The organism is Caulobacter sp. HJHS_5 (genome assembly GCF_056683955.1).
This window is the reverse complement of the sequence record NZ_JBWZNC010000001.1, coordinates 170,114-193,800: the sequence shown is the minus strand read 5'-3', so window position 1 is coordinate 193,800 and position 23,687 is coordinate 170,114. Positions and strand designations below refer to the sequence as shown.

The following is a 23,687-nucleotide window of genomic DNA, read 5'->3' as shown; positions in this document are numbered from 1 at the left end:
TGGGAGTACGACAACTACAAGAACCTTTTGTGATGATCGTCACATTTCAACGAGAAAAACACCGGGAAAGCATCAAAATGACGCCTTCCCGGCCGACACTCTTAGAACTTAACCTGCGCAGTCAGGTTGAAGGAGCGACCGACATCATAGGTGTTGATGTCAACACGGTTGCCGTCCGCGCTTTGATACTCTTCGTACTTTTGTCCGGTCAGGTTGCGAGCTTCGAACTTCAGTTCAAGCTCTCGCCCCGCGACCTCGATTCCTTGGCGTGCGACGAAGTCGATACGAACGCCCGGATCCTCGAAGATGTCGGGCTGGCCGGTGTTCGCCAGACCGCGGCTGGTGACCCGTTTGCTGGCGTAGTTGATCAGCAGGGTTTGCTGCGACAGGTGGTCCTGGTTCTCGAGGCTGAACTCGAGGTTCACCAGATGGTCCGACTGCCCGGTCAGGGGCGCGCCGTCACGGAAGAAGTCGGTCGCCTTGGTGGAGCTGACCGCGAAGGCCCGGACCACGTCGTTCTCACCGACTGTCAGCTCGGATTTCGAATAGGTATAGTTGGCGATGGTGACGAGCTGGCGGCTGGCCCAGAAGCCATTGCTCCAACCGGACAGGTCCCAGTTCTTCACCCCTTCCAGCTCGACGCCGTAGAGACGCGCCTTGGGCGCATTGGCGAAGCTGGTCGTGAAGTCCTCGCCGACGACATAGGCCTCGATCGGCTTCTCGATATCCTTGAAGAAGCCGGCCGCCGTTATGCGTTGACCGCGACCGAAGTAATACTCGTAGCGGGCTTCGGCGTTGGTCAGCTCGCTGTCGACCAGCAGCGGGTTGCCGCGATAGGTGCGGTTGCTGTCGGGGTCGAAATAGAACTGGTAGATCAGTTCGCGGAACTGCGGGCGGGCGATGGTCTTCGACGCATTGACCCGAAGCTGCATGTCCTGGGCGAACTCCCAGGTCAGGGTCGCGGCAGGCAGCCAGTAGGACTTGTCGAGATCGGTCCCGGCCAACGAGGCGCCGGGCGTGGTGAACACCTGGATCGGCGACACCGTCTCCTTGGCCGTCTCGTAGCGAACGCCGAAGTCATACTGCAGGCTGTCGAAGACCTGACCGTTGACCTTGGCATAGGCCGCGTGGTTGCGCAGCGTGGCCAGGAAGGCCGGGTTGCCTTCGTTGGTCTCGATCAGCTGAACGCCGAAGTTCTTGATGATCGCCGGGGCCAGCAGATAGTCGGGCCGCAGCATGTCCACGCCGCCCGGGAAGCTGTTAGGCGCCTGGAACTGGAAGTCGCGGCGCGAGCTTTCGCGGTTGGTGTCCGAATAGGCGTAGCCGACCGTGGCCGAAAAGTTCGGCAGGAACTTGTAGGTGGCGTCCAGGCCGCCCGACCACAGCTTTTCCTCAAGATTGGAGTAGCTGATCGTCGCGTCGCCGCGGTTCCCGTTGTTCAGCCGGTTGATGAAGTAGGCGCCGTAGGGGTCCGCCGTGGTATTGGTGCGGACATACTCGAACGACAGCTCGGCCGGCGCATCGCGCTTGGAGATGGCGCGGCTCACCCGGACATCGAGGCTCAGGTTGTCGGTCGGCTTAAACTCGCCGACCACCTGGCTGTTGAGCAGCTGGCGCTCGTACCAGGCGGTGTCCTGCTGCTGGTAGTCGACGGTCGTGCCGTGGCGTTGGCCGAGGCTCAGGCGCGAGTGCTTGATGGTGTCGTGGATATAGACGTTCGTCCAACGCACCCGGTTGTCGCCGAAGTCGGCGCTGAGGCCGAGCAGGCCATTGACGACCATGCGGTTGTCGGTGGTGACGCGCTGGAAATCCGACTCCAGGGTTTCAAGGTCGCCCTGCAGCGAGGTCTGGTTGACGGCGTCACGGGAAATGTAGCGGTTGCTGAAGCCGCCGGCGGCGATCACGCCCAGATGGACATCGCCGATATCGAAAGGCTTGCCGGCCGCCAGGCTGGCCGAGTAGTTCGCCGGCAGCGCGCCCCAGCGTTGCAGCACGGCGTTGCGGCCGGTGACCAGTTGGCTGGCGATCGCGGCGGTATCGACCTTGCCCGAGCTGATCCGCTCACCGCTCGCCAGGAATGAGGCCAGGGCGGAGGGCGTGTCGCGGTTGCCGTTGTCGTAGCCGCTCCAGTCGGTCTTGCTGCCGTAGTAGACGTTGCCGAGGTGGCCGGTGGTCTCGGTGTCGCCGCCGACCGAGCCGCCCATGGTGAAATAGGTTTCTTCCGGGATCGCGCGCGTCGTCAAATTGACGACACCGCCGCCGAACTCGCCGGGGAAGTTGGCCGAATAGCTTTTTTGCACCAGGGTCGAGGCGATCAGGCTGCTGGGAAACAAGTCCAGCGGCACCACACGCTTCAGCGGCTCGGGGCTGGGCAAAGGCGAGCCGTTCAGCAGCGCCAGCGAATAGCGGTCGCCCAGACCGCGCACGTAGACATAGCCGCTGCCCACCAGGCTGAGACCGGTCACCCGGCTCAGAGCGCCAGCGATATTGCCTTCGCCGGTGCGTTGGATTTCGGCGTTCGAAAGCACCTGCACAACCTGCGAACCCACTTGCGTGATGTTGCTGTTGGTGCGGGCGACAACGACGATCTCGTCCACCATGCCTGGGATGGAGACATCAGGTTGCGAGGGCGCGGCCACGCGGGCCTGCGCGGCCGCCGCGGCGTCGTTGGCCGACACGGCGCGAGGCGCCGCAGCATCCTGCAGCTCAGCCGCATGGGCGAACGCTGGCAGGCTGAGCGCGGTCGAAAGCAGCAAAAGCGAAGTTAGCCGCCGCTTGGTCATAATCTCATCCCCCCGGGGAATTGGAAAAAAGGGAGGGGGCAGCCGTCTCCAGCCGCCCCCTCTTCGCTTGCGAAGCGCGGCTGGTTAATTCGTCGGCAGCGAGGTGCAGGCGCTGGTCGAACCGAGGCTGGCCAGGCCGCTGCTGCAGGCCCAACCCGACCACCAGCTGTCAGCGCTGTCCTTGACCGCGCCGATATTGGTGGTAGCGGTGAAGAAGGGATCCAGCCCGCTGACCGCGAAGGCCGCGACGCCGTTCTCGTTGGCGCCGTTGGTGAACAGGCTGGCCAGGGTCGAGACGAAGTCGTCGCGGTTGTTGTTGGCACCGGCGCCGAATTGGCTGGCGGTGGCCGCGGCATTGTAGCTGCCCGTGCCGAGGTACTTGGTGGCGTTACAGGTCAGCACCGTCGAACGCGCCGTCAGAGTGGCGGGCGTGGCGCCCGTACCGTTCAGACGGATGCATTCGTTGTTCGGCGAGACGATGACCGAGTTGGTCAGGGTCACATCGGCGTTGCCGCGGATCAGGATGGAGGCCTGATCGTTGGCTTCGTTGTTGGCGGTGACCGCTGGCTGCACGCCCGTGAAGTTGGAGATTTTCAGGGTCTGGCGCGGGCTGTCCGTCTCGAAGCCGTTGCTGTCGATTTCCATCATGGCGTCGCCGGCGCCGGAGCGCTGGAGCAGCAGGCCATACTGGAAGTTGCCGCGGATGCCGGTGTCGGCGTCGAGGCTGTCATCGTCGGCGCCAACGGCGATGTAGTACTTCATGTTGACCACGCCGCCGAAGAATTCAGCGCCGTCGTCCGAGCTGTTGTAGCTCATGATGTGGTCGAGCACGGTGCCGCTGCCGACGCCTTCGGTGGTCAGGGACTGCAGTTCCTTGTCCGCGCCAAGGACGTAACCCGAGTAACGGATTTGCACGTAGGACATGCGGCCACTGTTGTCGGCGTCATCCGCGCCGCCATAGAGCGCCGGGTCGGCCGAACCTTCGGTCTGGCGCTCACAGGTGCCCGCGCCCGTTGAGCCGCTGGTGCAGTCGGTGATCTTGCCGCGACCCATGAGCACGACGCCGCCCCACTGGCCTTGCGAGGTTTCGGTGTTGAGGCCGAGAACGTTGTCGCGGCTGGTGAAGATGATCGGCTTGGCGGCGGTGCCGACGGCGTTGATCTTGTTGCCGCGGTTGACGGCCAGCCAGGACACGCCCGTGCCGCCGTAGATGATCACGCCCGGCTCGATGGTCAGGGTGACATTGGTGTCGGCGGCGGTCTTGGTGAATCCGCCGTCGGTGCCGACGTCGACGCGGCCCGGCAGTTGATAGAGCAGGCCAGGCAGCTTGGTCAGGGTAATGGAGGTCTTGATACGGGCCGGCAGGGTGCAGACGCGCCAGGTGCCGGTCGGGCCGGTGATGGTGCCGTCATCCTTCAGGCCTTGGGGATCGGCAATGGTGGGGCAGCCCGAGGCGGCCGTCACCAAGGTGCCCGTTCCGCCCGTTCCACCCGTGCCGCCGGTGCCGCCCGTGCCGTTGTTGATGGTGACATTGCCGCCGGTGCCCGGCGACGAGATGTCTTCCGGACCGCAGCCGGAGAGGGCCAGGGCGCTCGCCCCTACCAGGATCATGGTCTTGAACAGTTTCACGGGAACCCCCCTTTGCGTGCCGCCGCGAAGCTCGAAAACTCGCGTCAGCCGAGGGTCCTATGGACGATATGTGACACTTAATCTGAAAAGCCAGACACCAACTTTTCAACAACAAAAGCGTCACAATCGAAATGCGAAGAAGGCTCTGCTCAACCGCTGCAAAGCGCAATATAGTATTGAAATATATGTCATTTATCGTCACAGATTGATGGTTTGGCAGTCTGCGATTGTCGAGGTGCAGGGCTTCTCGTAGATCCGGTGGAGACCTCACCTTTCAGGCGGCACGCAATGACCGACTTGTCTCACGGCTATGACACGTCCGTCGGTTACGCACACAGCTTCTGCCCTGAGATGGCGCCCGACTGGCTGGATTTTTGCGCGCGGTTGCTGGCCTTGCTCCGCCCCTTCGCCGGCGTTCTCCCGCGTTCCGCTACTTGGAGCTTGGCTGCGGCCAAGGCACCAACCTTTGCTTGCTCGCGGCCGCAAACCAGCAGGCTGAATTTGTCGGCATCGACTTTCTGCCGGAGCATATCGCCCATGCTGAAGGGCTCGCGGCGGCGGCTGGGCTCACAAACATCCGGTTTAGTGGAGATGATTTCGTCGCCTTGGCGGCCGCTTGGCCAAGTGACTTCGGTGTTTTCGACTACGTCGCCCTACACGGCATCTACAGTTGGATATCGCCCAAGGTCCGCGAGGCTGTCGTAGGATGCCTACGCCACGCCACAGCGGAGGGAGGGTTGGTCTACAACGGCTATAACGCCCAGCCGGGTTGGCTCGGCACGGTCCCTTTCCAACACATCACCCGCCTACTCAAAGAAACCACCGGCAAACCCAGCCGAGCAGTGCTCGATGACTCCATCGGCCTATTCGACCAGCTACGAGCCGGCGGCGCCGCCACGTTTCAGATTCTACCCGGACTCAAGGCCCGGTTGGACTCCGTGAAAACCCGGAGCACTAGCTATCTGGTCGGTGAGTATCTGCACGAAAACTGGCATCCCCTGTGGCATTCAGAAGTCGCCAAGGAACTTGCGGGAGCGAACCTCAGCTATGCGGGCTCGGCGACTCTAGCGGAGACCATGCTGCCATCGGTCCTGCCGCCGCCCTTGCGTGTATCCATCCTGAACCAGCCCGACGGTCGCGTCCGGCAGGACGTCCAGGATTTCGTGATCAACCAGTTCTTCCGCCGCGACATCTTCGTGCGCGAGCCGCACGACAGGGCCAAGCCCGATGCTACGATGATTGGCCAGACTCGTCTTCACCGGCTGTCGCGGCCCAGCGTTGGCGATGTCGAGGTCAGGACGACGTTCGGCGAGATTGGTCTTCAGCGCCCGGCCTTCGCCGAAACGCTCGACGCCCTGGCTGCCGGATCGCGCACGATCCAGGATCTTTTGGCGCTCCCCAGCCTGCGTCAGCAAGGCCAGGCGAACGCGCTGCAAATCCTTCTCTTACTCCTTCACGCCCAAGTCCTGGCGGTGGTCTCGGCCGAACCCGGCGATGCGACTAAAACCCAGGCGCTCAACGCGACCCTCGCGCGCGGCGCGACCCGAGGATTGCCCTACGACCATCTCGCGGCCGCCACTCTTGGCTCATCCATCACGGCGACGACGAGCGACCTAATGTTGCTGGACGCCTGGCTGACCTCATCCGTCGACGCAAACGACACCGCCGCCCTGGCGCAGGGCTTGACCGACCGGTGGACTGCGCGAAACCGCGCGCGCCAGAACTCGCCACCGCCCGCCGCCCCCAAAAAACAGGAGATCAACGCTTTGGCGGCTGGGTTCATGAGCGACACCCTTCCACGGTGGCGCAGGTTGGGCCTCGTACTCTAGCGATCAAACTGCCGGGGCCAGCTTGGCCGCCGCGCTATCCCACAGTCAGCAAGATCGGATTGGCATAGAGTCACAGATCCGACCACGATCCCTCGCCAGCCGCATATGGCATAGGCGAACCGTTCGTGCCCCGCACGCGGAGATATCCCGTAGTCGGTGGTTCCCTTCCGCCCGGCATCCTTTGCGACCGGCCTCATCCAGTCAATTGGACCTCGTGGGGCTGGTTCGGCACTACTGGCTGCCGATCAAACTGTTCCTGACCGTGGCGGCGACACTGGCGCTCATGATCCACATGCAACCGACCAGTTGCGTCGGCGCAGTCCCAAAAGGGCAAACGGCGATTCTGGCCGATCTCATCGCCGTGCAACGCCAGTTGACCGTCGATGAGATCGCAGCCCCGATCACGCTGGTTCTGATCACGCTTGTGTCGATCTACAAGCCCGCAGGCCTTACGCCGTCAGGTTGGCGATGGCGTGACGCCAAGCTGCCCCAGTGAGTACGGCGCGCCCCTCAAGCCAGCTTGAGGGGCGCGCGCGAGGCGGTGCGTATCCTCCGTAGGGACAATGTCCAGCTAAGGAAACCGCATGCGCCACTACCATTTCGCCGCCGCCGGAATTGCCGCCTGTGCGGCTCTGCTCATCGCCGGCACGGCTTCGGCTCACGCCCACCTCGTCAAGTCGACGCCCGCGGCTAACGCCACAGTAGCGGCGCCCAAGACCATTAGCCTGACGTTCAACGAAAAGCTGACCCCCGCTTTCTCGAAGTTTGAGCTGGTCATGCCCACGATGAACAACATGGCCGTGGCGGTGAAGACCGCCGTGTCCAAGGATGGCATGACAATCACCGGCACGCCGCAAGCGGCGCTGATGCCGGGCGTCTACAAGATCAACTGGCATGCAGCCTCCAGCGACGGCCACAAGATGGACGGCGCCGTCGACTTCACGGTCAAATAGGCAGTGCTCGAGCCGGCCGTCATTCCCCTGCGACTGGCTCAGTACGGAAGCGCGACGATCCTGTTTGGATCTTCGCTCTTCTGCCTTTACGCTCTCCCCGCTGCCCTTCCGCCACGGCTGCCCGGGATACGGCCGCTCCTGGCGGGCAGCGCCCTGATCCTGTTTATCGCCAGCCTCTTAGGCCTCGTCGCCCAAACTATCGTGTTGGCTGGATCGGTCTCCGAAGGGCTCCAACCTTCATCGCTTTCCGCTGTCACAACCATGGGCCTTGGCCGCGCTGCCCTCGTTCGCGCGGCAGCAGCGGCTATCGCCCTCGCCGTGCTCCTCTTGAGCCCACCTCGTCGCTCAACCCTGGTCACGGCCACCCTGGCGGGCGCAGCAGCGTGCGTAAGTTTCGCGTGGATGGGACACGGCGCCGCCACCGAAGGCCCTGGCGGCGGCCTGCATCTGGCTGCCGACATCCTGCATGCCCTGGCCGCCGGGGTCTGGGTCGGAGCGCTGGCGGTATTTCTGCTTCTCTCGACCCGAAGGCAGCATCAGGATCCTCAACGCGACGCGGCGCTGCACAAGGCGCTGCATGGCTTTGCCGGTATCGGCTCCATCCTGGTCGCCACACTGGTGGCGACCGGACTGATCAACAGCTGGTTCCTCATTGGGCCCACTCGGCTGTCAGGCCTTTGGACGACGCCTTACGGCCAGCTTTTGTCCCTGAAGCTCGTCGTTTTCCTCGCCATGCTGGGGCTCGCCGCGGCCAATCGTTTCCATTTGACGCCCGATCTTGGCGTTGCCCTGGGCAATGCCGATTTCAACCGTGGTCGCTGGACGCCCGATCTGGGCGCGCCGCTGAGCCCGGATGGGCAAACGGAGACCGCCGTGCGCGGGCTTCGGCGCAGCCTGGTGCTTGAGGCCAGCCTTGGCTTCGCCGTCCTCGCCCTCGTCGCATGGTTCGGCATGCTGGCGCCGGTGTCTGCGCGGTGAGCCGGCGCGGCGCCCCATCGACCGCCGTCACGGTCAAGGCTATCGTTTGATCGTGCGCCGCTTGCTCGTCCTTTTCGCCCTCCTGGGCCTGCTCTACAGCCCGGCCGCTGCCGTCGCGGCCCAGCAGACCTGCGCCGAGGCGATGGGCGGCATGCCGGGCATGGCCATGGCCACACCGGCCGATGAAGATGCCGGCGCGACCGCCGATCCCTGCTGCGACCACGGCGCGAAGACCATGAACGACAAGGTCTGCGCCCAGGCCTGCGCCGTCATGTGCGGGATCGTCGCCGCTCTCCCCGAAACTGCGGTCTATACGCCGCCAGCGCTTCTGGCGCCGCTTGAGGTGACGCCTAGCGCCGCGTTGAAGCCGCATCCGCCTCCGCGCGCCGAGCGACCACCCAGACTCATCGCCTGACGCCGGCCGCGCTTGGCGCGGACCGGCTCCGCACGCCCACGACGGCGCGCCTTTGTGCGCCGGGGCGGCGGATCGTTGGGCGCTGCCCCGGGTCTTCCCGTGAGCGTCCGCAGGCCCTGACCCTCTGAGCGGATAACGCCATGCGACTTCCCCTTGCCTTGGCCGGCATCATGTTGGCCAGCGGCGCCCACGCGGCGCCGATCACCTATGCGGCGGCGCTCCAACTCGCCGAGACCGCCTCACCCACGCTTCAAGCCAAGGCGTTGCAGGTCGATGGCGCCCGTGCCGCCGCCCGAGCAGCCGGCGCCCTGCCGGACCCGAAGCTGGCGGGCGGCGTCGATAACTTCCCAATCTCCGGCCCCCCGGCCGGTCGTTTCAACGGCGACAGCATGACCATGGCGCGGGTCGGAATCATGCAGGACATGCCGAACGGGGCGAAGCGGTCAGCCGCGCGAGCGCGCGCTGAAACTGACATCGCAGCCGCCGGCGCCGGCCAGTTGGCGAGCCGAAGGGAGGTGCGCACGGCCGCCGCCCTGGCCTGGATCAATCTCTACTATGCGGAACAGCGCCTCGACGCCGTCGATGCGGTGCTGTCGCGGCTTGAGCCGCTATGGAGCGCAGCGCCGTCAGCTGTCGTCTCGGGCGCGGCGCGACCTGGCCAATCCTTGGAGGCCGAGCAGATGCGCGCCGACCTGCAGGACCGCCGCAGCGAGATTGTCGCCAATGTCGGCCGGGCCCGCGCGGAACTGGCGCGCTGGACCGGCGACCCTGCCGCCGAGGTGGCGGGCGCCCCGCCATCCTTTGAAGTCGAGCCGGTGGCGCTGCGCGCCGCCATCGCACAGCATCCGCGCTTGGCGGAACAGGACGCCGCCACCGCGCGGGCCGAGGCCGACGTGCGCGTGGCGCGCGCTGAAAAACGGCCGGACTGGAGCCTGGAACTTACCTATCAGCGCCGCGACCCGATGTTCGGGGACATGGTCTCGGCGGGCGCCACCGTCAGCCTGCCACTGTTCGCCGGTCGCCGGCAGGATCCTATGATCGCCGCCAAGGTGGCCGCCGCCGGCCAGGCCCGCGCCGAGCGCGAGACAACGCGGCGTGAGTTAGGCGCGCAGTTGGATGGGGCCTTGGCCGACCACGACATGCACCATGAGCAATGGGGTCGTGCGGTGACGGTGCTCGTCCCACTGGCCCAGAAGCGCGCCGACCTGGAGACAGCCAGCTACGGCGCCGGCCGTGCCGATCTCGCCGCCGTCCTGCAGGCCTTTACCGCGCTCGCCAACGCCCAACTCACCCGCCTCGACCGGGAGGCCGCCGTGGCGGTCGACGCCGCCAATCTTGTCCTGACCTATGGGAGCGACCAGCCGTGACCCTTTTCGCCTCACCTCGGTCGACCATCCTGGTCCTGACCGCCACGGTCCTCGTCGCGGGAGCCGCCGGCTACGGCCTCGGCCACCTGGGCGGCGCCAAGGCGCCGAAGCCTGTCGCCGCCGCCGCCGCCCAGCGCCGCGTGCTCTACTGGTACGACCCCATGGTCCCTGCCCAGCACTTCGACAAGCCGGGCAAATCGCCGTTCATGGACATGCAGATGATCCCCAAATACGCCGACGAGGCGGCTGCGGGGTCGGCCGGCGTGAGCATCGATCCGGCGCGAATCCAGAACCTCGGCGTGCGCTACGCCACTGTGCAACGCGGCCAACTCGACGGCGCCGTGTCGGCCACCGGGGTCCTCGATTTTAACGAACGTGATGTGGCGATTGTGCAAGCCCGGACCGGCGGCTTCGTGCAACGAACCTATGGCCGGGCGCCCGGCGACGTCGTCGCTGCCGGCGCCCCCCTTGCCGACATTCTGGTCCCCGACTGGGCCGGCGCCCAGGCCGAGTTTCTCGCGACCCGCCGGTCGGGTGACGCGGCGCTGATCGCCGCCGCCCGCCAGCGTCTGCTGCTGCTCGGCATGTCGCCCGCAACGGTCGCCGCAGTCGAGCAAAGCGGTCAGCCACGAACCGTGACCACCATCGCCACGCCAGCGGGCGGGGTGATTAAGACGCTGGGCGTGCGACCCGGCATGACCGTGACGGCCGGCCAGTCGTTGGCGGAGGTCAATGGATTGTCGCGCATCTGGCTAAACGTGGCCGTTCCCGAAGCGATGACCGGACAGGTTCGCCTTGGCCAGACGGCCACCGCCAGCCTCGCCGCTTTTCCGGGTGAGACGTTCGGCGGGCGCGTGGCCGCCATCCTCCCGCAGGCTAATTCCGACACCCGGACTTTGACCGTCCGCGTCGAGCTGCCAAATCCAGCCGGCCGCCTGCGGCCCGGCCAGTTCGCCACCGTCCAGCTGGGCGCGGCGACCCAGCCTGCGCTTCTCGTACCCACAGAGGCCGTGATCCGCACTGGGCGGCGCAGCCTGGTGATCCTGGCCCTGCCGGGCGGCCGCTACGCGTCGGCCGAGGTGCGCACTGGCCGAGAAGCGGCCGGCCAAACCGAAGTTCTCGCTGGCCTGGCGGAAGGCGAGCGGGTCGTCGCCTCCGGTCAGTTCCTGCTGGACTCGGAAGCCAGCCTGTCTGGGCTGCAGCCGAGGTCGCTCAGCCCTTCCCCCATGCCGATGCCCGCACAGCCGCCATCCGCGCAACCACCACGAACGCCGGCCGCGCCTGAGCTTTATGAGAGCACAGGACGCATCGAGGAGATCGGCGACGGGACTGTGACCCTGTCGCACCAGCCCATCCCGGCCCTGCAATGGCCCGCGATGACCATGCAGTTCCGCCTCGCCGATCCAACGGTGGGCCGGGGTCTGAAAGCGGGCGACAATGTCCGCTTCGCCTTCGACCAGCCGGCGGCAGGCCCAACGGTGCGTCGCCTCAGCCGGAGCGACGCCCAATGATCGCCGCTGTCATTCGCGCTTCGGTACGGGCCCGCTTCCTCATCCTGCTGGCGGCGCTGGGCCTTGCGGTCGCCGGCATCTGGGCGGTTCGGACAACGCCGGTCGACGCCCTGCCCGACCTCTCCGACGTCCAGGTCATCATCCGCACCAGCTACCCCGGCCAGGCCCCTCAGATCGTCGAGAACCAGGTCACCTATCCCCTGACCACAACCATGCTGTCAGTGCCCGGGGCCAAGACGGTCCGGGGCTATTCCTTCTTCGGTGACAGCTTCGTCTATGTGCTGTTCGAGGACGGGACCGATCTCTACTGGGCCCGCTCGCGGGTTCTGGAATATCTGAACCAGGTGCAGAGTCGCCTGCCCGCATCGGCGAAGCCGGCGCTCGGGCCTGACGCGACCGGCGTCGGCTGGGTCTACGAATACGCTCTGGTCGACAAAACCGGCGGACATGACCTATCCCAGCTGCGGGGCCTGCAGGACTGGTTCCTGCGCTACGAACTAAAAACTCTACCTGGGGTCGCCGAGGTCGCCAGCATCGGCGGCATGGTCCGGCAGTACCAAGTGCTGCTCGATCCGGCACGGCTGGCCGCCTACGGCGTGACCCACGCCCAGGCAGTGGCGGCGATCCAGCAGGCCAATCAGGAATCCGGCGGTTCGGTGCTCGAACTCGGCGAGGCCGAATACATGGTCCGGGCCAGCGGCTACCTGAAGACGCTCGACGACTTCCGCGCCATCCCGCTTCGGGCGGGCGCCGGCGGCGTGCCCGTCACGCTGGGCGAGGTCGCCACGATCCAGGTCGGCCCGGAGATGCGGCGGGGCGTGGCCGAGCTCAACGGTCAAGGCGAGGTAACCGGCGGCGTGGTCATTCTGCGCTCGGGCAAGAACGCCCGCGAGACCATCACGGCGGTGAAGAGCAAGCTGCAGGAGTTGAAGCGCAGCCTGCCGCCCGGTGTTGAGGTGGTGACAACCTACGACCGGTCCCAGCTGATCGACCGGGCCGTCGAAAACCTCACCGGCAAGCTCGGCGAGGAGTTCCTGGTGGTCGCCATCGTCTGCGCCCTGTTCCTCTGGCATGTGCGTTCGGCGATGGTCGCGATCCTCACCCTGCCGCTCGGCGTGCTGATCGCGTTCCTGGTCATGCGACTGCAGGGCGTAAACGCCAACATCATGTCGCTGGGCGGCATCGCCATCGCCATCGGCGCCATGGTCGATGCGGCCGTGGTGATGATCGAGAACGCCCACAAGCATCTGGAACGCTGGAGCCACGATCATCCAGGCGAAACCCTGGATCCATCGCGGCGCTGGGCTTTGGTCACGGAAGCCGCCGCCGAGGTGGGGCCCGCGCTATTCCTCAGCCTGGTGATCATCACCCTGTCGTTCGTGCCGGTGTTCGCCCTGCAAGCGCAGGAGGGCCGCTTGTTCGCCCCGCTCGCTTTCACCAAGAGCTACGCCATGGCCGGGGCGGCGGTGCTGTCGGTGACCCTTGTCCCCGTGTTGATGGGCTACCTGATCCGCGGCCGTATCCCGCCGGAATCCGCTAACCCGCTTAACCGCTTCCTGACGCGACTGTACCGCCCGGCGCTGGACACCGTGATGCGCCGGCCGAAAGCCACGCTGCTTGTGGCGCTGCTGGCCTTCGCGACGACAGCCTGGCCTCTCAGCCGCCTAGGCGGCGAGTTCATCCCCCATATGGACGAGGGTGATCTGCTCTACATGCCATCGGCGCTTCCGGGCATTTCCGCCGCCAAGGCTTCGGAGCTTTTGCAACTTACCGATCGCATGATCATGACCGTACCGGAGGTGAAGACGGTGTTCGGCAAGGCTGGCCGAGCCGAGACAGCCACCGACCCGGCCCCGCTCGAGATGTTCGAGACGACGATCCAGTTCAAACCTCGCGACCAATGGCGGCCGGGCATGACGCCGGACAAGCTGGTGGAGGCCCTGGACAATGCCGTGAAGGTTCCCGGGCTGGCCAACGTCTGGGTGCCGCCTATCCGCAACCGCATCGACATGCTGGCGACAGGTATCAAGAGCCCGATAGGGGTCAAGGTGTCGGGGACCAACCTGCAGGACCTCGATCGGGTGGCGGCGGCAATCGAAGCCGTGGCCAAGAAAACCCCGGGCGTGAGTTCGGCCCTCGCTGAGCGGCTGACCGGCGGGCGCTACGTCGATGTCGATATCGACCGTGCCGCTGCAGGGCGATTTGGCCTGAATATCGCCGATGTGCAGTCGATCGTCTCCGGGGCCGTCGGCGGCGAGACCATCGGCGAGACCGTCGAGGGCGTGGCGCGCTATCCGATCAGCGTCCGCTACCCGCGCGAACTGCGCGACAGCTTGGAGGGCCTGCGGACGCTGCCGATCCTCACGCCGAACGGGCAGCAGATCACGTTGGGATCGGTAGCCAAGGTCGAGATCGTCGATGGCCCGCCCATGCTGAAGACCGAAAATGCCCGGCCTTCGACTTGGGTCTATGTCGATGTTCGGGGTCGCGACCTCACCGCCGTCGTCGGCGATCTGCGGCGCGCTGTCGCCAGCTCCGTGCCGCTACCTCCGGGGGTATCCGTCGCCTACTCCGGCCAGTTTGAGTATCTGCAGCGGGCCGCCGACCGGCTGAAGGTGGTCGTGCCGGCCACCCTGCTCATCATCTTCGTGCTGCTCTACCTGACCTTCGGCCGGTTCGATGAAGCGGCCCTGATCATGGCCACCCTGCCCTTCGCCCTGACCGGCGGAATCTGGACCCTCTACCTGCTTGGTTTCCATCAGTCGGTGGCGACCGGTGTCGGGTTCATCGCGCTGGCCGGGGTCTCGGCCGAATTCGGGGTGGTGATGCTGATCTACCTCAAGCAGGCGCTGGCCGAGCGCGGCCTTGACCCAAGCCAAGGACAAGTCGAGGCGGCCGTGCGCGAGGGCGCTCTGCTGCGGGTGCGGCCCAAGGCGATGACGGTGGCGGTGATCCTTGCCGGCCTCTTTCCGATCCTGGTCGGCCATGGGGCTGGCGCGGAAGTCATGAGCCGGATCGCCGCGCCGATGATCGGCGGCATGATCACCGCACCGCTACTGTCGATGCTGGTGATCCCTGCCGGCTTCCTGCTGCTGCGACGGCGTCGCGCCAGGCGATGATCAGAAGAACGCCTTGATGCCGATCACGACGCTTGTGGCCTCCGCGTCCTCGCCGCGTGCGCGGGCATAGTCTGCGGTCTTGCCGGCCTTTCGGTCCCACGACACGCCGATATAGGGCGCGAACTCACGGCGGATTTCGTAGCGCAGCCGTAGCCCCAACTCGGCGTTGGACAGGCCTGACCCGATGCGGGTCTCCGGCGTGTTCTGGGCTGCGAAGTTGAGTTCAGCTCGCGGCTGCAGGATCAGCCGATTGGTCAGCCGCAGATCGTAGGTCCCTTCGAGCCGCGCCAACAAATCGCCTTTGGTCGACAGGAAGGCGGCGCCTTCAACGTCGAACCAATAGGGCAACAGGCTCTCGAAACCGACGGTCGCATAGGTGCGGCCGTAGGGCTCGACGTCCTGCCGCAGGCCAACCTGCAGGTCGGTGTAGACACCGACGGCGCGGGAATAGAGGGCCTGCACCTCGGCGCTTTCCACGCCTTCGCCACGTGCGCCCTCGCCTTCGGTCTTCACCACCAGGCGGTTGATGTCACCGCCGAACCAAGCCTGACCTTCCCAGCGGTAGCCATCCGCGCCGGAGCGGGCCTGATACTCGGCCAGATTGACCATGACCGAGGAGAGCGGCATCGCGCCGTGCTCACGCGTCAACTGCGCGCGGGCGGCCGCCATGGCCGCCGGCGAGAAGAACCGCTCGGCCGCGTGGTCCGTGGGCGGGGGCGGCGGCGGCGATTTCGGAATATCCGGCTGGGCCATCGCCGACATGTCGTGGCCGGCCATGTCAGGCATCGCAGCCTGATCCGCTGGTTTATCGGGCATGGCCATGCCGGGCATAGCGCCCGGGGCCATGGCCGACATGTCATGGCCGGCATGCGGGTCGGCTGCGGCCGGCTGCGCGGTAGATTGCGCCGACGCAGCGGGAGCCATCGCCGACATATCGTGACCCGCGTGCGGGTCCGCCGCGGGCTTGGCGGCCGGCGTCGCCTTCCCCTTGGCCGGTGGACTCGTCGCAGGCATGGCCATCCCCGGCATGCTCGAGTGGTCCATGGTCTGGGCGACCGCAGGAGCGGCCAGAGCCAGGGGCAAAAGTCCAATCAGGGCAAGGCGGGTCATGCGGCGCCTCCGTCGAGGGACCGCACGGCGAACACCTGAAACATCCCGGCGTGCATGTGGTAGAGCATGTGACAGTGGAAGGCCCAATCGCCGGGATCGGCGGTGAAGTCCCACGAGACCTTCCCCCCCGGCATCACCATCACCGTGTGTTTTCGGGGGCCGTACCCTGTCGGGCCATGGGTCAACTCGAAGAAGTGGCCATGCAGGTGGATCGGGTGCGCCATCATGGTGTCGTTGATCAGGGTGACCCGCACGCGTTCGCCCTTCTCGAAGGTGTAGGGCTTGCTGGTCTCGCTGAACTTCAGGCCGTCGAACCCCCACATGAACCGTTCCATGTTGCCGGTGAGGTGGATGTCGAGCGCACGGGTCGGGGTGCGTTGATCGGGATTGGCGGTCAACGCGATCAGGTCCTTGTAGACCAGCACCCGATGGCCGACGCTCGCTAGCCCCTGACCCGGCTCGCCGGTCCGATCGATAGGCATGGGCGCGATAGTCTGCACCCCCGGGCCCATGCTGACCCCTGGCGCATTCTGCGGGTCACGCATCGACATGGTCATGCCGGGCATGCTGCCCATAGCGTCCGAGCCGCGAGGTTTAGGCAGCGCCATCCCGGGCTCCGGGGTCATCCCAGCCATGCCCGGCATTGCGGCCATGTCGTGGCCCATGCTGGCGTGGTCCATGCCCGCCATCCCGCCCATGCCCTTCATGGCGCTCATGTCCATGCCCATGTCGCGCATGGTCGCCAGGGGCCGTTCGCGCAGCGGCGGAACCTGGGCGGTCATGCCGGCGCGCGGGGCGAGCGTGGCGCGCCCCATCCCCGAGCGGTCAACGGCTTCGGCCACCAGGGTGAAGGCCTTGTCTTCCGTCGGCTGGACGATCACGTCGTAGGTCTCGGCATTGCCGATCTGGAACTCGTCCACCTCGACGGGCCGCACGTTCTGACCGTCCGACGCCACCACCGTCATCTTCAGACCGGGGATGCGCACGTCGAACACCATCTGCGCCGCGGTATTGATGAAGCGCAGGCGGACCCGCTCGCCGGGTGTGAACAACCCGGTCCAGTTGTCGGCGGGGCCGTGGCCATTGACGAGGAACTTCAGCGCCGCGCCGGTCACGTCCGAGATGTCCGTCGGATCCATGCGCATCTTGGCCCATTCCGTCCGCTCCTTGAGCGTCTGGTCCTTGCCCGCCAGCAGCCCGGCCACGGTTTGCTTCTGAAAATTGAAGACCCCGCCCTGCTGCTTCATCCGTTTGAAGATCAGGTGCGGGTGCATGAAGCTGTAGTCCGACAGCACGACCACATGCTCCCGGTCGTAGGCGACGGGGTCCGGACCCGCGGGGTCGATGATGATCGGGCCGTAGTGCCCTTCAGCCTCCTGCAGACCGGAGTGGCTATGGTACCAATAGGTGCCCGACTGCTTGACCGGGAATTCGTAGACGAACGTCTCGCCCGGCTTGATCCCCGGGAAGGTCACCCCAGGAACGCCATCCATCTGGAACGGCACGAGCAGGCCATGCCAATGGACCGAGGTGTCCTCGGCAAGGTCGTTGCGGACCGACAGCCGAACCGTTTGACCTTCCTTCAGACGCAGCAGCGGCCCGGGCACCGTCCCGTTGATGGTCACGGCGTGACCCGCGCGACCGTCCACGTTCAGGCTCGAGTGGCCGATGCGCAGATCGATGTTGGGGCCGGTCAACGTCGGCAAGGTCGGCGCCATGCCCGGCGTGGCGCTCTGCGCCCACCCGGGTAGCAGACTGCTAAGGGCCAATCCGCCGCCGAGTCCGGAAGCGACGCGCAGCATCTGCCGCCGGTTGAGGTTCTTCATGGAGTCGAGATCCTACGCGCGTGACCAGAGGCGCGAAGGACGCGCACTCCTCAGGGATACGCATGGCCGCCGACCTGACCCTTGGCGAAAGCGCGAAATTCGGCGCGCGTGCCCTGGGTTCACAAGGATGCGGGTGGCCCCTTGACCTTCCCATGATGGGAAGCCCTATCTGTCCTGGCGAAGCGAAACCAGTTCAAGGAGATCGCGATGCTTCGCAAGACCGAACAGGGTCGCAACGAGAGCTGCTGCGCTCCCGCGGACCACACCGATGACGCCGCGCGGCGCGGGGCGCCCCATAGCTGCTGCGTAGACACTAGAGGGAGCTCAAGCGCCGCCTCCGGGAATCCACCCATGTCCGACAGCCATCCCCATCAACATGCTCATGCTCATCATGGCCATGGGAATGATCACCCAGGGTCCGGCGGCGATACGACGATCGACCCGGTCTGCGGCATGACGGTCGATCCCAAGACAGCGCGCGGGACGGCTGAATACGCGGGACAGACCTACTATTTCTGCTCGACAGGCTGCCAGACGAAGTTCGTCGCCGATCCCGAGCGCTACCTCTGCCCCAAGCCAGCCGCTGCGGCGCCTCGGGCTGAGGGCGTCATTTACACCTGCCCCATGCACCCGCAGGTCCGGCAGTCCGGTCCGGGGGCCTGCCCGATCTGTGGCATGGCGCTCGAACCTGAGGTGGTCAGCGCCGACAGCGGCCCCAATCCCGAACTGGCCGACATGACGCGGCGGTTCTGGGTTGGCCTGGCGCTGGCCGTGCCGGTGTTCGCCCTGGAAATGGGCTCCCACCTTCTGGGCCACCGGATGATGGTCGCGCCGACGACGTCGAATTGGATCCAATTCGCCTTGGCCAGCCCGGTTGTGCTGTGGGCCGGCGCTCCGTTCTTCGCACGCGGCTGGGCGTCGCTGCGCACCCGCAACCTCAACATGTTCACCCTGATCGCCATGGGCGTTGGCGTGGCCTGGCTCTACAGCGTCGTCGCCGTGATGGCGCCGGGGGTCTTTCCAGAAGCCCTCCGGCGTGGCGACGGATCGGTGCCGGTCTATTTTGAGGCCGCCGCCGTCATCACCGTGCTTGTCCTCTTAGGCCAGGTCTTGGAGCTGGGAGCCCGCGAACGCACCTCGGGGGCCCTCAAGGCACTGCTGAACCTCACGCCGAAGACGGCGCGCCGCGTCACCGACGCTGGCGAAGACGAGGAGGTCGGCATCGACACGATCCAGGTGGGCGACCGGCTTCGGGTCCGGCCGGGCGAGAAAATCCCCGTCGATGGCGAAATCGTCGAGGGCCGGGTCTCGATCGACGAGTCCCTAGTGACCGGCGAGTCCATGCCGGTCACCAAGGAGCCGGGCGCCAAGGTAGTGGCTGGCGCCCTCAACAAGACGGGGTCGTTTCTGATGCGGGCCGAGAAGGTCGGCGCCGACACTCTGCTCTCCCAGATCGTCCAGATGGTCGCCCAGGCGCAGCGTAGCCGTGCGCCGATCCAGCGGTTGGCCGACCGGGTGTCCGGCTGGTTTGTGCCGAGCGTCATCGGGGTGGCTCTTTTGGCCGCCCTGGTCTGGGGCCTCTTCGGCCCCGAGCCGCGCTTGGCCTACGCCCTAATCGCGGCGGTCTCGGTGCTAATCGTCGCCTGCCCTTGTGCGCTAGGGCTGGCCACGCCGATCTCGATCATGGTCGGCGTCGGCCGGGGCGCCCAGGCCGGCGTGCTGATCAAGAACGCCGAGGCCTTGGAGCGCTTCGAGAAGATCGACACCCTCGTGATCGACAAGACCGGAACCCTGACGGAGGGACGGCCTGCTGTCACCCAGATCCAGGCCGTCCCTGGGTTCGCCGAGGATGAGGTCTTGCGCCTGGCCGCTAGCCTTGAGCGAGGCAGCGAACATCCGCTGGCCGACGCCATCCTGCGGGCAGCGCAGGCGCGTGGCCTGACGCTCTCGGAAGCGACCGATTTCGACTCGCCGGTTGGCAAGGGCGTGGTCGGTCATGTGGACGGCAAAGTGATCGTGCTTGGCGGATCGCGCCTGTTGCAAGAGCAGGCCGTGACCACGACGCCACTGGACGCCGAGGCGGACCGCCTGCGAGCCGAGGGCGCCACGACGGTGTTCCTGGTCGTTGACGGGAAGCTGGCTGCGGTCTTGGCCATCGCCGACCCGATCAAGGCGACCACGGCGGACGCCATCCGTGCGCTGCAGGCGCAAGGGGTGCGGCTCGTCATGATGACGGGCGATAACCGGATCACGGCCGAAGCCGTCGCCAAACAGCTCGGCCTAGATGACGTCGAGGCCGAAGTGCTGCCCCAGGACAAGGCCGCCGTTGTCGAACGCCTTCGGCGGGAAGGCCGGGTCGTCGGCATGGCCGGCGACGGCGTCAACGACGCCCCTGCCCTAGCGGCCGCCGATGTCGGCATCGCCATGGGCGCGGGCAGCGACGTGGCGATCGAAAGCGCCGGCGTCACCCTGTTGCATGGCGATCTCCAGGGCCTGGTGCGCGCGCGCCGCCTTTCCGCGGCGGTGATGCGCAACATCCGCCAGAACCTAGTCTTCGCCTTCGTCTACAACGTCGCCGGCATCCCAATCGCCGCCGGTGTGCTCTACCCGACGCTGGGCTGGCTGTTGTCACCGGCCCTGGCGGCGGCGGCCATGGCGCTGTCCAGCGTCAGCGTGATCGCCAACGCTTTGCGACTGCGCGCGGTGCGCCTTTGAGGGCCGGCTCAAGCCCGGGGCGTATCCCAAACAAAGGCTGTGTGCGACGCCGTCGCCCGGCCGATCAATTCTGGAGATTCAAAATGAAGCTGGTCCTCGCCGCCGTCGCGGCCCTGACCTTGAGCGCTCCCGCCTACGCCCAGGTCACTCACGACATGAGCAGCATGCCGGGCATGGCCATGCCGGCGCCGGCCGGTGTGCAGGGCGCCGGCGTCGTAAAGAAAATCGACGCCAAGGCGGGTTCGGTGACGCTGCAGCACGGCCCGATCGCCGCGCTGAACTGGCCGGCCATGACCATGGCGTTCAAGGCTGACCCGTCACTGCTGAAAACCGTCAAGGTCGGTCAGCAGGTGGCCTTCACGGTCAAAACGGGCGGCGCGGCCCCCGAGGTCGTGGCGATCCAGCCGAATTAGCTTCAGGCTGGCGCGGACCAGCGGCGAGGTCGCTGAGGATCGGACAGTCGGGGCGTTCGTCCCCGGCGCAGCAGTCCGACAGCGCGCTCAGAGTGTCGGCCATGGCCTGCATCTCGGCGATCCGCGTCCGCAGGTCCGCGACATGGCCGTCGGCAATGGCCTTGACCTCCCGGCTGGGGCGGGTGCGGTCTCGCCAGAGCGACAGCAGATTGGTGATCTCCTCGATCGAGAAACCCAGTGCGCGACCCCGCTTGATGAAGCGAAGGTCGTTGAGGTCGCGCTCGCTGAAGCTGCGGTAGTTGGTGTCGGTGCGCCCAGCCGGGCGGATGAGTCCGATCTGCTCATAGTAGCGGATCATCTTGGCCGAGACGCCCGAGGCGTTCGACGCTTGCCCGATATTCATGCTGATCCTCAATGTGAGCCGAACCGGGTAACACTTCCCATCATGGGAAGGTCAAGGCTTACTCCAGCGGATCACGACGCCACCAGAGCATCCGGCTTAGGGGTGGGACGAGGCTGAAGCGTATAGATATCAGGGGCGACAAGAGGATCAGGACATGAGTGAGCGCTTGGATGAGCTCGTCGCACGGCTGGCGGCGAGTCCGACTGACCGGTCGCTGGACGGTCTGGACGGCGAAATCGGCCACAGCATCGACGACCGCCGACGTGAGGCGAGCGCTTCGGCGGCCTTGGCGCCTGTTCGGCTGGCCTCCGTGGGCCTCGCGCTGGCTATGGGGGTTACCGCCGGGGGAGCGATCGCCACCGCCGAGATCTCAGGGCCGCACCCCTATGCGACCTTCTCTTCGGCCGCCAATCTGGCGCCTTCCACGCTGCTCGAGGGCGACCGGTGAGCTTGATGCGCGGCATGCTGCTGACGCTGGTGCTGTCCGTGCTGGTCGCGGCGCTCGGCGTCTGGGGCGGTGCGGAGTATGTGAAACGCCAGATGCAACGGCCGACGCCGCTACATCAACTCGTCCACGAAAAGCTGAACCTGACCGCCGAACAGAAGGTGCGTCTCGAAGGTATTGAGCGCGATCACGACGTAAAGCGCCAAGTCATGGAAGCCGAGATGAGGGCGGCCAATGCCGAACTCGCTCGCGCCTTCCAGCAACAGCATGCCTACACCCCGGAGATGCAGGCGGCCATCGACCGCTTCCACCACGCCATGGGCGAACTGCAGAAGGAGACCATGGTCCACACCCTGGCTATGCGCTCGGTCCTGACGCCGCAACAGACGGCCAAGTTTGACGACACGGTGGTCCAGTCGCTGACCCAAGACGCCAGGTGATGGCGGACGCCGAGGCGTCCGATGCCGCCCTCGCCCGCCAGGCAGTTGAGGGTGATGATAAGGCCTTCGCTGTGCTGGTTCGACGCCACAAGGAACCGCTCTACCGCCTGCTTCGCCGCTACACGGGCGATGCTGACGAAGCCTATGAGGCGGCGCACGAAGCCTTCATAGCCGCCTGGTCCGCGTTGAAGCGCTATGATCCCAGCCGTTCGTTCGGCGCCTGGCTGCGCACCATCGCCATCAACAAGGTCCGCGACCGTGGCCGTCGCATGTTGGTTCGACGCGCCCTTTTTGGCTCGAAGTCCCTCGAAGACGAAACCGAGGCGCTTGAGAAGGCCGATCCCGAGCCCGGCGCCGAGCACGTCATCCTGCAGGACGAGCAGGCCCGCCGGTTAGACCGTGCCGTGAGCCGCCTGCCCGGGGCATTGAAGGAAGCACTGATCCTGACGGCCTTCGAGGGTTACAGCCAGCAAGAGGCCGCCGACATGCTGGGGGTTTCCGTCAAGACCGTCGAGACCCGCGTTTACCGCGCGCGAAAGCTGCTCGTCGACCAGCTGGACCCCGATCTGCGGCCAAACTCGGCCTGAGTCGGTCAGCGCGGCGCCTTGAGCATCGCGTTCATCTGATCGATCTCAGCTTGCTGGCCCTGGATGATTGTGGCGCAGAGTCGCTTGAGTTCGGGGTCTTGGATCGGCGCCTTTCCGCACATCAGGATCGCTCCCGAGTGGTGCGGGATCATCGAGCGGAGGAATTCCCCATCCCCGATCAGCCACTGCTGGCGGATGCCGGTGAAACAGAGCACACCGACCGCGATGCTAACGGCCAGGATCGCGGCGTTAAGGCCGCGCCGCGGATACATCATGCTCATCAGGATGAGCTCGATCACCACCATCGGGGCGGTCATCAGGCCGGCCATATAGGCTTGGTTCAGGCTGGGATGGACATCCGCGATCTTGTCGACCATCGCGTACATCAGGACGTACATCGAGACGAACGACAGCGCGATCATCCCGGCCAAGCGGCGATAATGCTTCCGCTCCATGCCGGGATTGGGTTTGGCGTGATCCATAGGCGCGGGCTCCAATGTTCTCCATCGGAATACGCGCCAGGTTCGAACTACCCCGCGAGTCGAGGTTTTGGTGGACCACTATCCGACATGGACGCCGTCGCGCCCCGTAGGCCAGACCAGGCGGGAAGGCGTGGATCGCTTCCTACGGCAGGCTGCTAAGGTTGGCACTCATAAGGGCGGAAGCCGCCGCTTGGGCTGGCGCCCAGGGACGACATAGTGCGCCAAAGCGTCGTCGACCTCATCGTACACCTGGATCAGCTTGGATCCGAACGTCAGACGACCGACCAGGCCTGCGCCGAGACCGGTCATCCGGGCAACATGGCGCAAGCGCGTGCCGCGCGAGGACCGCTCGAACTCGAAGCTCTCCGTAGCGTGAAGGATCAGGGCGCGCCCGGTCCTGAAAATCAGTAGTTTGCCAGGCTCGAAGGCGACGATGCGCGCCGGCACGGGGTGCCGCTTGGCCGGATCAGGGCCGATCTTTAGGACGACCTTCTCGCCTTCCGCCGCGACGCCGATGATCTCGCGATAGGGGTTCCACCGCGGGTAGGCTGCGAAATCGCAGAGGGCGCGCCAGACCTTCATCGGCGGCGCGGCTATATCGAGGCTTGTCTCCACCTGGGTCATCATCGTCCTCCCGGTATGAGCGCCAGCAGCACCAGCGCCGTGATGAGGAAAATGACCG

Annotated in this window: 20 protein-coding genes; 13 read left to right on the top strand and 7 right to left on the bottom strand. The window is 66.0% G+C overall.

What is annotated here, in order from left to right:
• Nucleotides 1-101: 101 nt before the first annotated feature.
• Together ACFLIT_RS00970 and ACFLIT_RS00965 are read right to left on the bottom strand one after the other, a co-directional pair.
• Complete coding sequence (locus ACFLIT_RS00970) at nucleotides 102-2,783, bottom strand: TonB-dependent receptor domain-containing protein (RefSeq protein ID WP_479909307.1); 2,682 nt, start codon at nucleotides 2,781-2,783, stop codon at nucleotides 102-104.
• An 84-nt stretch (nucleotides 2,784-2,867) separates the two neighbouring features.
• Nucleotides 2,868-4,412, bottom strand: coding sequence for a hypothetical protein (locus ACFLIT_RS00965; protein WP_479909306.1), 1,545 nt, complete (start codon nucleotides 4,410-4,412; stop codon nucleotides 2,868-2,870).
• A gap of 374 nt (nucleotides 4,413-4,786) precedes the next feature.
• On the opposite strand from ACFLIT_RS00965, the gene ACFLIT_RS00960 reads away from it, so the two are divergent.
• The 8 genes from ACFLIT_RS00960 to ACFLIT_RS00925 all read left to right on the top strand — a co-directional run bounded on the left by ACFLIT_RS00960 (nucleotide 4,787) and on the right by ACFLIT_RS00925 (nucleotide 14,584).
• Complete coding sequence (locus tag ACFLIT_RS00960; protein ID WP_479909305.1) at nucleotides 4,787-6,241, top strand: methyltransferase regulatory domain-containing protein; 1,455 nt, start codon at nucleotides 4,787-4,789, stop codon at nucleotides 6,239-6,241.
• A 214-nt stretch (nucleotides 6,242-6,455) separates the two neighbouring features.
• Nucleotides 6,456-6,737, top strand: coding sequence for a hypothetical protein (locus tag ACFLIT_RS00955; protein WP_479909304.1), 282 nt, complete (start codon nucleotides 6,456-6,458; stop codon nucleotides 6,735-6,737).
• Between the two features lie 88 nt (nucleotides 6,738-6,825).
• The gene (gene copC / locus ACFLIT_RS00950; protein WP_479909303.1) at nucleotides 6,826-7,194 is read left to right on the top strand and encodes a copper homeostasis periplasmic binding protein CopC; all 369 of its coding nucleotides are present in this window, start codon (nucleotides 6,826-6,828) and stop codon (nucleotides 7,192-7,194) included.
• 3 nt (nucleotides 7,195-7,197) lie between these two features.
• Entirely contained in the window at nucleotides 7,198-8,172 is a 975-nt protein-coding gene (copD, locus tag ACFLIT_RS00945; RefSeq protein ID WP_479909302.1) for a copper homeostasis membrane protein CopD, read from the top strand.
• A gap of 61 nt (nucleotides 8,173-8,233) precedes the next feature.
• Nucleotides 8,234-8,587, top strand: coding sequence for a hypothetical protein (locus ACFLIT_RS00940; protein ID WP_479909301.1), 354 nt, complete (start codon nucleotides 8,234-8,236; stop codon nucleotides 8,585-8,587).
• A gap of 140 nt (nucleotides 8,588-8,727) precedes the next feature.
• A complete protein-coding gene (locus ACFLIT_RS00935; RefSeq protein WP_479909300.1) occupies nucleotides 8,728-9,954 on the top strand; it encodes a TolC family protein in 1,227 nt (408 codons plus the stop codon).
• Nucleotides 9,951-11,465 carry an efflux RND transporter periplasmic adaptor subunit gene (locus tag ACFLIT_RS00930; protein WP_479909299.1) on the top strand — a complete coding sequence of 505 codons (1,515 nt, stop codon included), beginning with the start codon at nucleotides 9,951-9,953 and terminating at the stop codon, nucleotides 11,463-11,465. Before ACFLIT_RS00935 ends, ACFLIT_RS00930 begins: the two co-directional genes overlap by 4 nt.
• Nucleotides 11,462-14,584: an efflux RND transporter permease subunit gene (locus ACFLIT_RS00925; protein WP_479909298.1), complete on the top strand. Its 3,123-nt coding sequence runs from the start codon at nucleotides 11,462-11,464 to the stop codon at nucleotides 14,582-14,584. Before ACFLIT_RS00930 ends, ACFLIT_RS00925 begins: the two co-directional genes overlap by 4 nt.
• Here ACFLIT_RS00925 and ACFLIT_RS00920 read toward each other — a convergent pair whose 3' ends face one another.
• Nucleotides 14,585-15,694 (bottom strand): copper resistance protein B, encoded by a 1,110-nt coding sequence (locus ACFLIT_RS00920; protein ID WP_479909297.1) that lies wholly within the window; start codon nucleotides 15,692-15,694, stop codon nucleotides 14,585-14,587.
• Complete coding sequence (locus ACFLIT_RS00915; protein WP_479909296.1) at nucleotides 15,691-17,520, bottom strand: copper resistance system multicopper oxidase; 1,830 nt, start codon at nucleotides 17,518-17,520, stop codon at nucleotides 15,691-15,693. Before ACFLIT_RS00915 ends, ACFLIT_RS00920 begins: the two co-directional genes overlap by 4 nt.
• 351 nt (nucleotides 17,521-17,871) lie before the next feature.
• Between ACFLIT_RS00915 and ACFLIT_RS00910 the strand changes: the two genes are divergently transcribed.
• Complete coding sequence (locus ACFLIT_RS00910; RefSeq protein WP_479909799.1) at nucleotides 17,872-20,235, top strand: heavy metal translocating P-type ATPase; 2,364 nt, start codon at nucleotides 17,872-17,874, stop codon at nucleotides 20,233-20,235.
• A gap of 83 nt (nucleotides 20,236-20,318) precedes the next feature.
• On the top strand, nucleotides 20,319-20,648 hold the full coding sequence (locus ACFLIT_RS00905) for a copper-binding protein (protein WP_479909295.1): 330 nt from the start codon (nucleotides 20,319-20,321) through the stop codon (nucleotides 20,646-20,648).
• Here ACFLIT_RS00905 and cueR read toward each other — a convergent pair.
• Nucleotides 20,599-21,051 carry a Cu(I)-responsive transcriptional regulator gene (gene cueR / locus ACFLIT_RS00900; RefSeq protein WP_479909294.1) on the bottom strand — a complete coding sequence of 151 codons (453 nt, stop codon included), beginning with the start codon at nucleotides 21,049-21,051 and terminating at the stop codon, nucleotides 20,599-20,601. The two genes, ACFLIT_RS00905 and cueR, sit on opposite strands and share 50 nt — an antisense overlap.
• Before the next feature lie 166 nt (nucleotides 21,052-21,217).
• Between cueR and ACFLIT_RS00895 the strand changes: the two genes are divergently transcribed.
• Genes ACFLIT_RS00895 through ACFLIT_RS00885 form a run of 3 tightly spaced genes read left to right on the top strand, consistent with a single transcriptional unit; the run spans nucleotide 21,218 to nucleotide 22,523 of the window.
• The gene (locus tag ACFLIT_RS00895; protein WP_479909293.1) at nucleotides 21,218-21,499 is read left to right on the top strand and encodes a hypothetical protein; all 282 of its coding nucleotides are present in this window, start codon (nucleotides 21,218-21,220) and stop codon (nucleotides 21,497-21,499) included.
• A gap of 5 nt (nucleotides 21,500-21,504) precedes the next feature.
• Nucleotides 21,505-21,936 carry a Spy/CpxP family protein refolding chaperone gene (locus ACFLIT_RS00890; RefSeq protein WP_479909798.1) on the top strand — a complete coding sequence of 144 codons (432 nt, stop codon included), beginning with the start codon at nucleotides 21,505-21,507 and terminating at the stop codon, nucleotides 21,934-21,936.
• Nucleotides 21,936-22,523, top strand: coding sequence for an RNA polymerase sigma factor (locus ACFLIT_RS00885; RefSeq protein WP_479909292.1), 588 nt, complete (start codon nucleotides 21,936-21,938; stop codon nucleotides 22,521-22,523). The genes ACFLIT_RS00890 and ACFLIT_RS00885 overlap by 1 nt, the downstream gene beginning before the upstream one ends.
• Before the next feature lie 5 nt (nucleotides 22,524-22,528).
• On the opposite strand, the gene ACFLIT_RS00880 is transcribed toward ACFLIT_RS00885, so the two are convergent.
• Entirely contained in the window at nucleotides 22,529-23,005 is a 477-nt protein-coding gene (locus ACFLIT_RS00880; RefSeq protein WP_479909291.1) for a DUF305 domain-containing protein, read from the bottom strand.
• A gap of 168 nt (nucleotides 23,006-23,173) precedes the next feature.
• Nucleotides 23,174-23,629, bottom strand: coding sequence for an SRPBCC domain-containing protein (locus ACFLIT_RS00875; protein WP_479909290.1), 456 nt, complete (start codon nucleotides 23,627-23,629; stop codon nucleotides 23,174-23,176).
• Nucleotides 23,630-23,687: the final 58 nt, after the last annotated feature.

Coding starts and splice junctions, on each gene's coding strand:
- ACFLIT_RS00970 (WP_479909307.1), bottom strand. CDS start 2,783: ATGACCAAGCGGCGGCTAACTTCGCTTTTGCTGCTTTCGACCGCGCTC.
- copC (WP_479909303.1), top strand. CDS start 6,826: ATGCGCCACTACCATTTCGCCGCCGCCGGAATTGCCGCCTGTGCGGCT.
- ACFLIT_RS00935 (WP_479909300.1), top strand. CDS start 8,728: ATGCGACTTCCCCTTGCCTTGGCCGGCATCATGTTGGCCAGCGGCGCC.
- ACFLIT_RS00925 (WP_479909298.1), top strand. CDS start 11,462: ATGATCGCCGCTGTCATTCGCGCTTCGGTACGGGCCCGCTTCCTCATC.
- ACFLIT_RS00920 (WP_479909297.1), bottom strand. CDS start 15,694: ATGACCCGCCTTGCCCTGATTGGACTTTTGCCCCTGGCTCTGGCCGCT.
- ACFLIT_RS00915 (WP_479909296.1), bottom strand. CDS start 17,520: ATGAAGAACCTCAACCGGCGGCAGATGCTGCGCGTCGCTTCCGGACTC.
- ACFLIT_RS00910 (WP_479909799.1), top strand. CDS start 17,872: ATGTCCGACAGCCATCCCCATCAACATGCTCATGCTCATCATGGCCAT.
- ACFLIT_RS00905 (WP_479909295.1), top strand. CDS start 20,319: ATGAAGCTGGTCCTCGCCGCCGTCGCGGCCCTGACCTTGAGCGCTCCC.
- cueR (WP_479909294.1), bottom strand. CDS start 21,051: ATGAATATCGGGCAAGCGTCGAACGCCTCGGGCGTCTCGGCCAAGATG.
- ACFLIT_RS00890 (WP_479909798.1), top strand. CDS start 21,505: ATGCGCGGCATGCTGCTGACGCTGGTGCTGTCCGTGCTGGTCGCGGCG.
- ACFLIT_RS00885 (WP_479909292.1), top strand. CDS start 21,936: ATGGCGGACGCCGAGGCGTCCGATGCCGCCCTCGCCCGCCAGGCAGTT.
- ACFLIT_RS00880 (WP_479909291.1), bottom strand. CDS start 23,005: ATGGATCACGCCAAACCCAATCCCGGCATGGAGCGGAAGCATTATCGC.
- ACFLIT_RS00875 (WP_479909290.1), bottom strand. CDS start 23,629: ATGACCCAGGTGGAGACAAGCCTCGATATAGCCGCGCCGCCGATGAAG.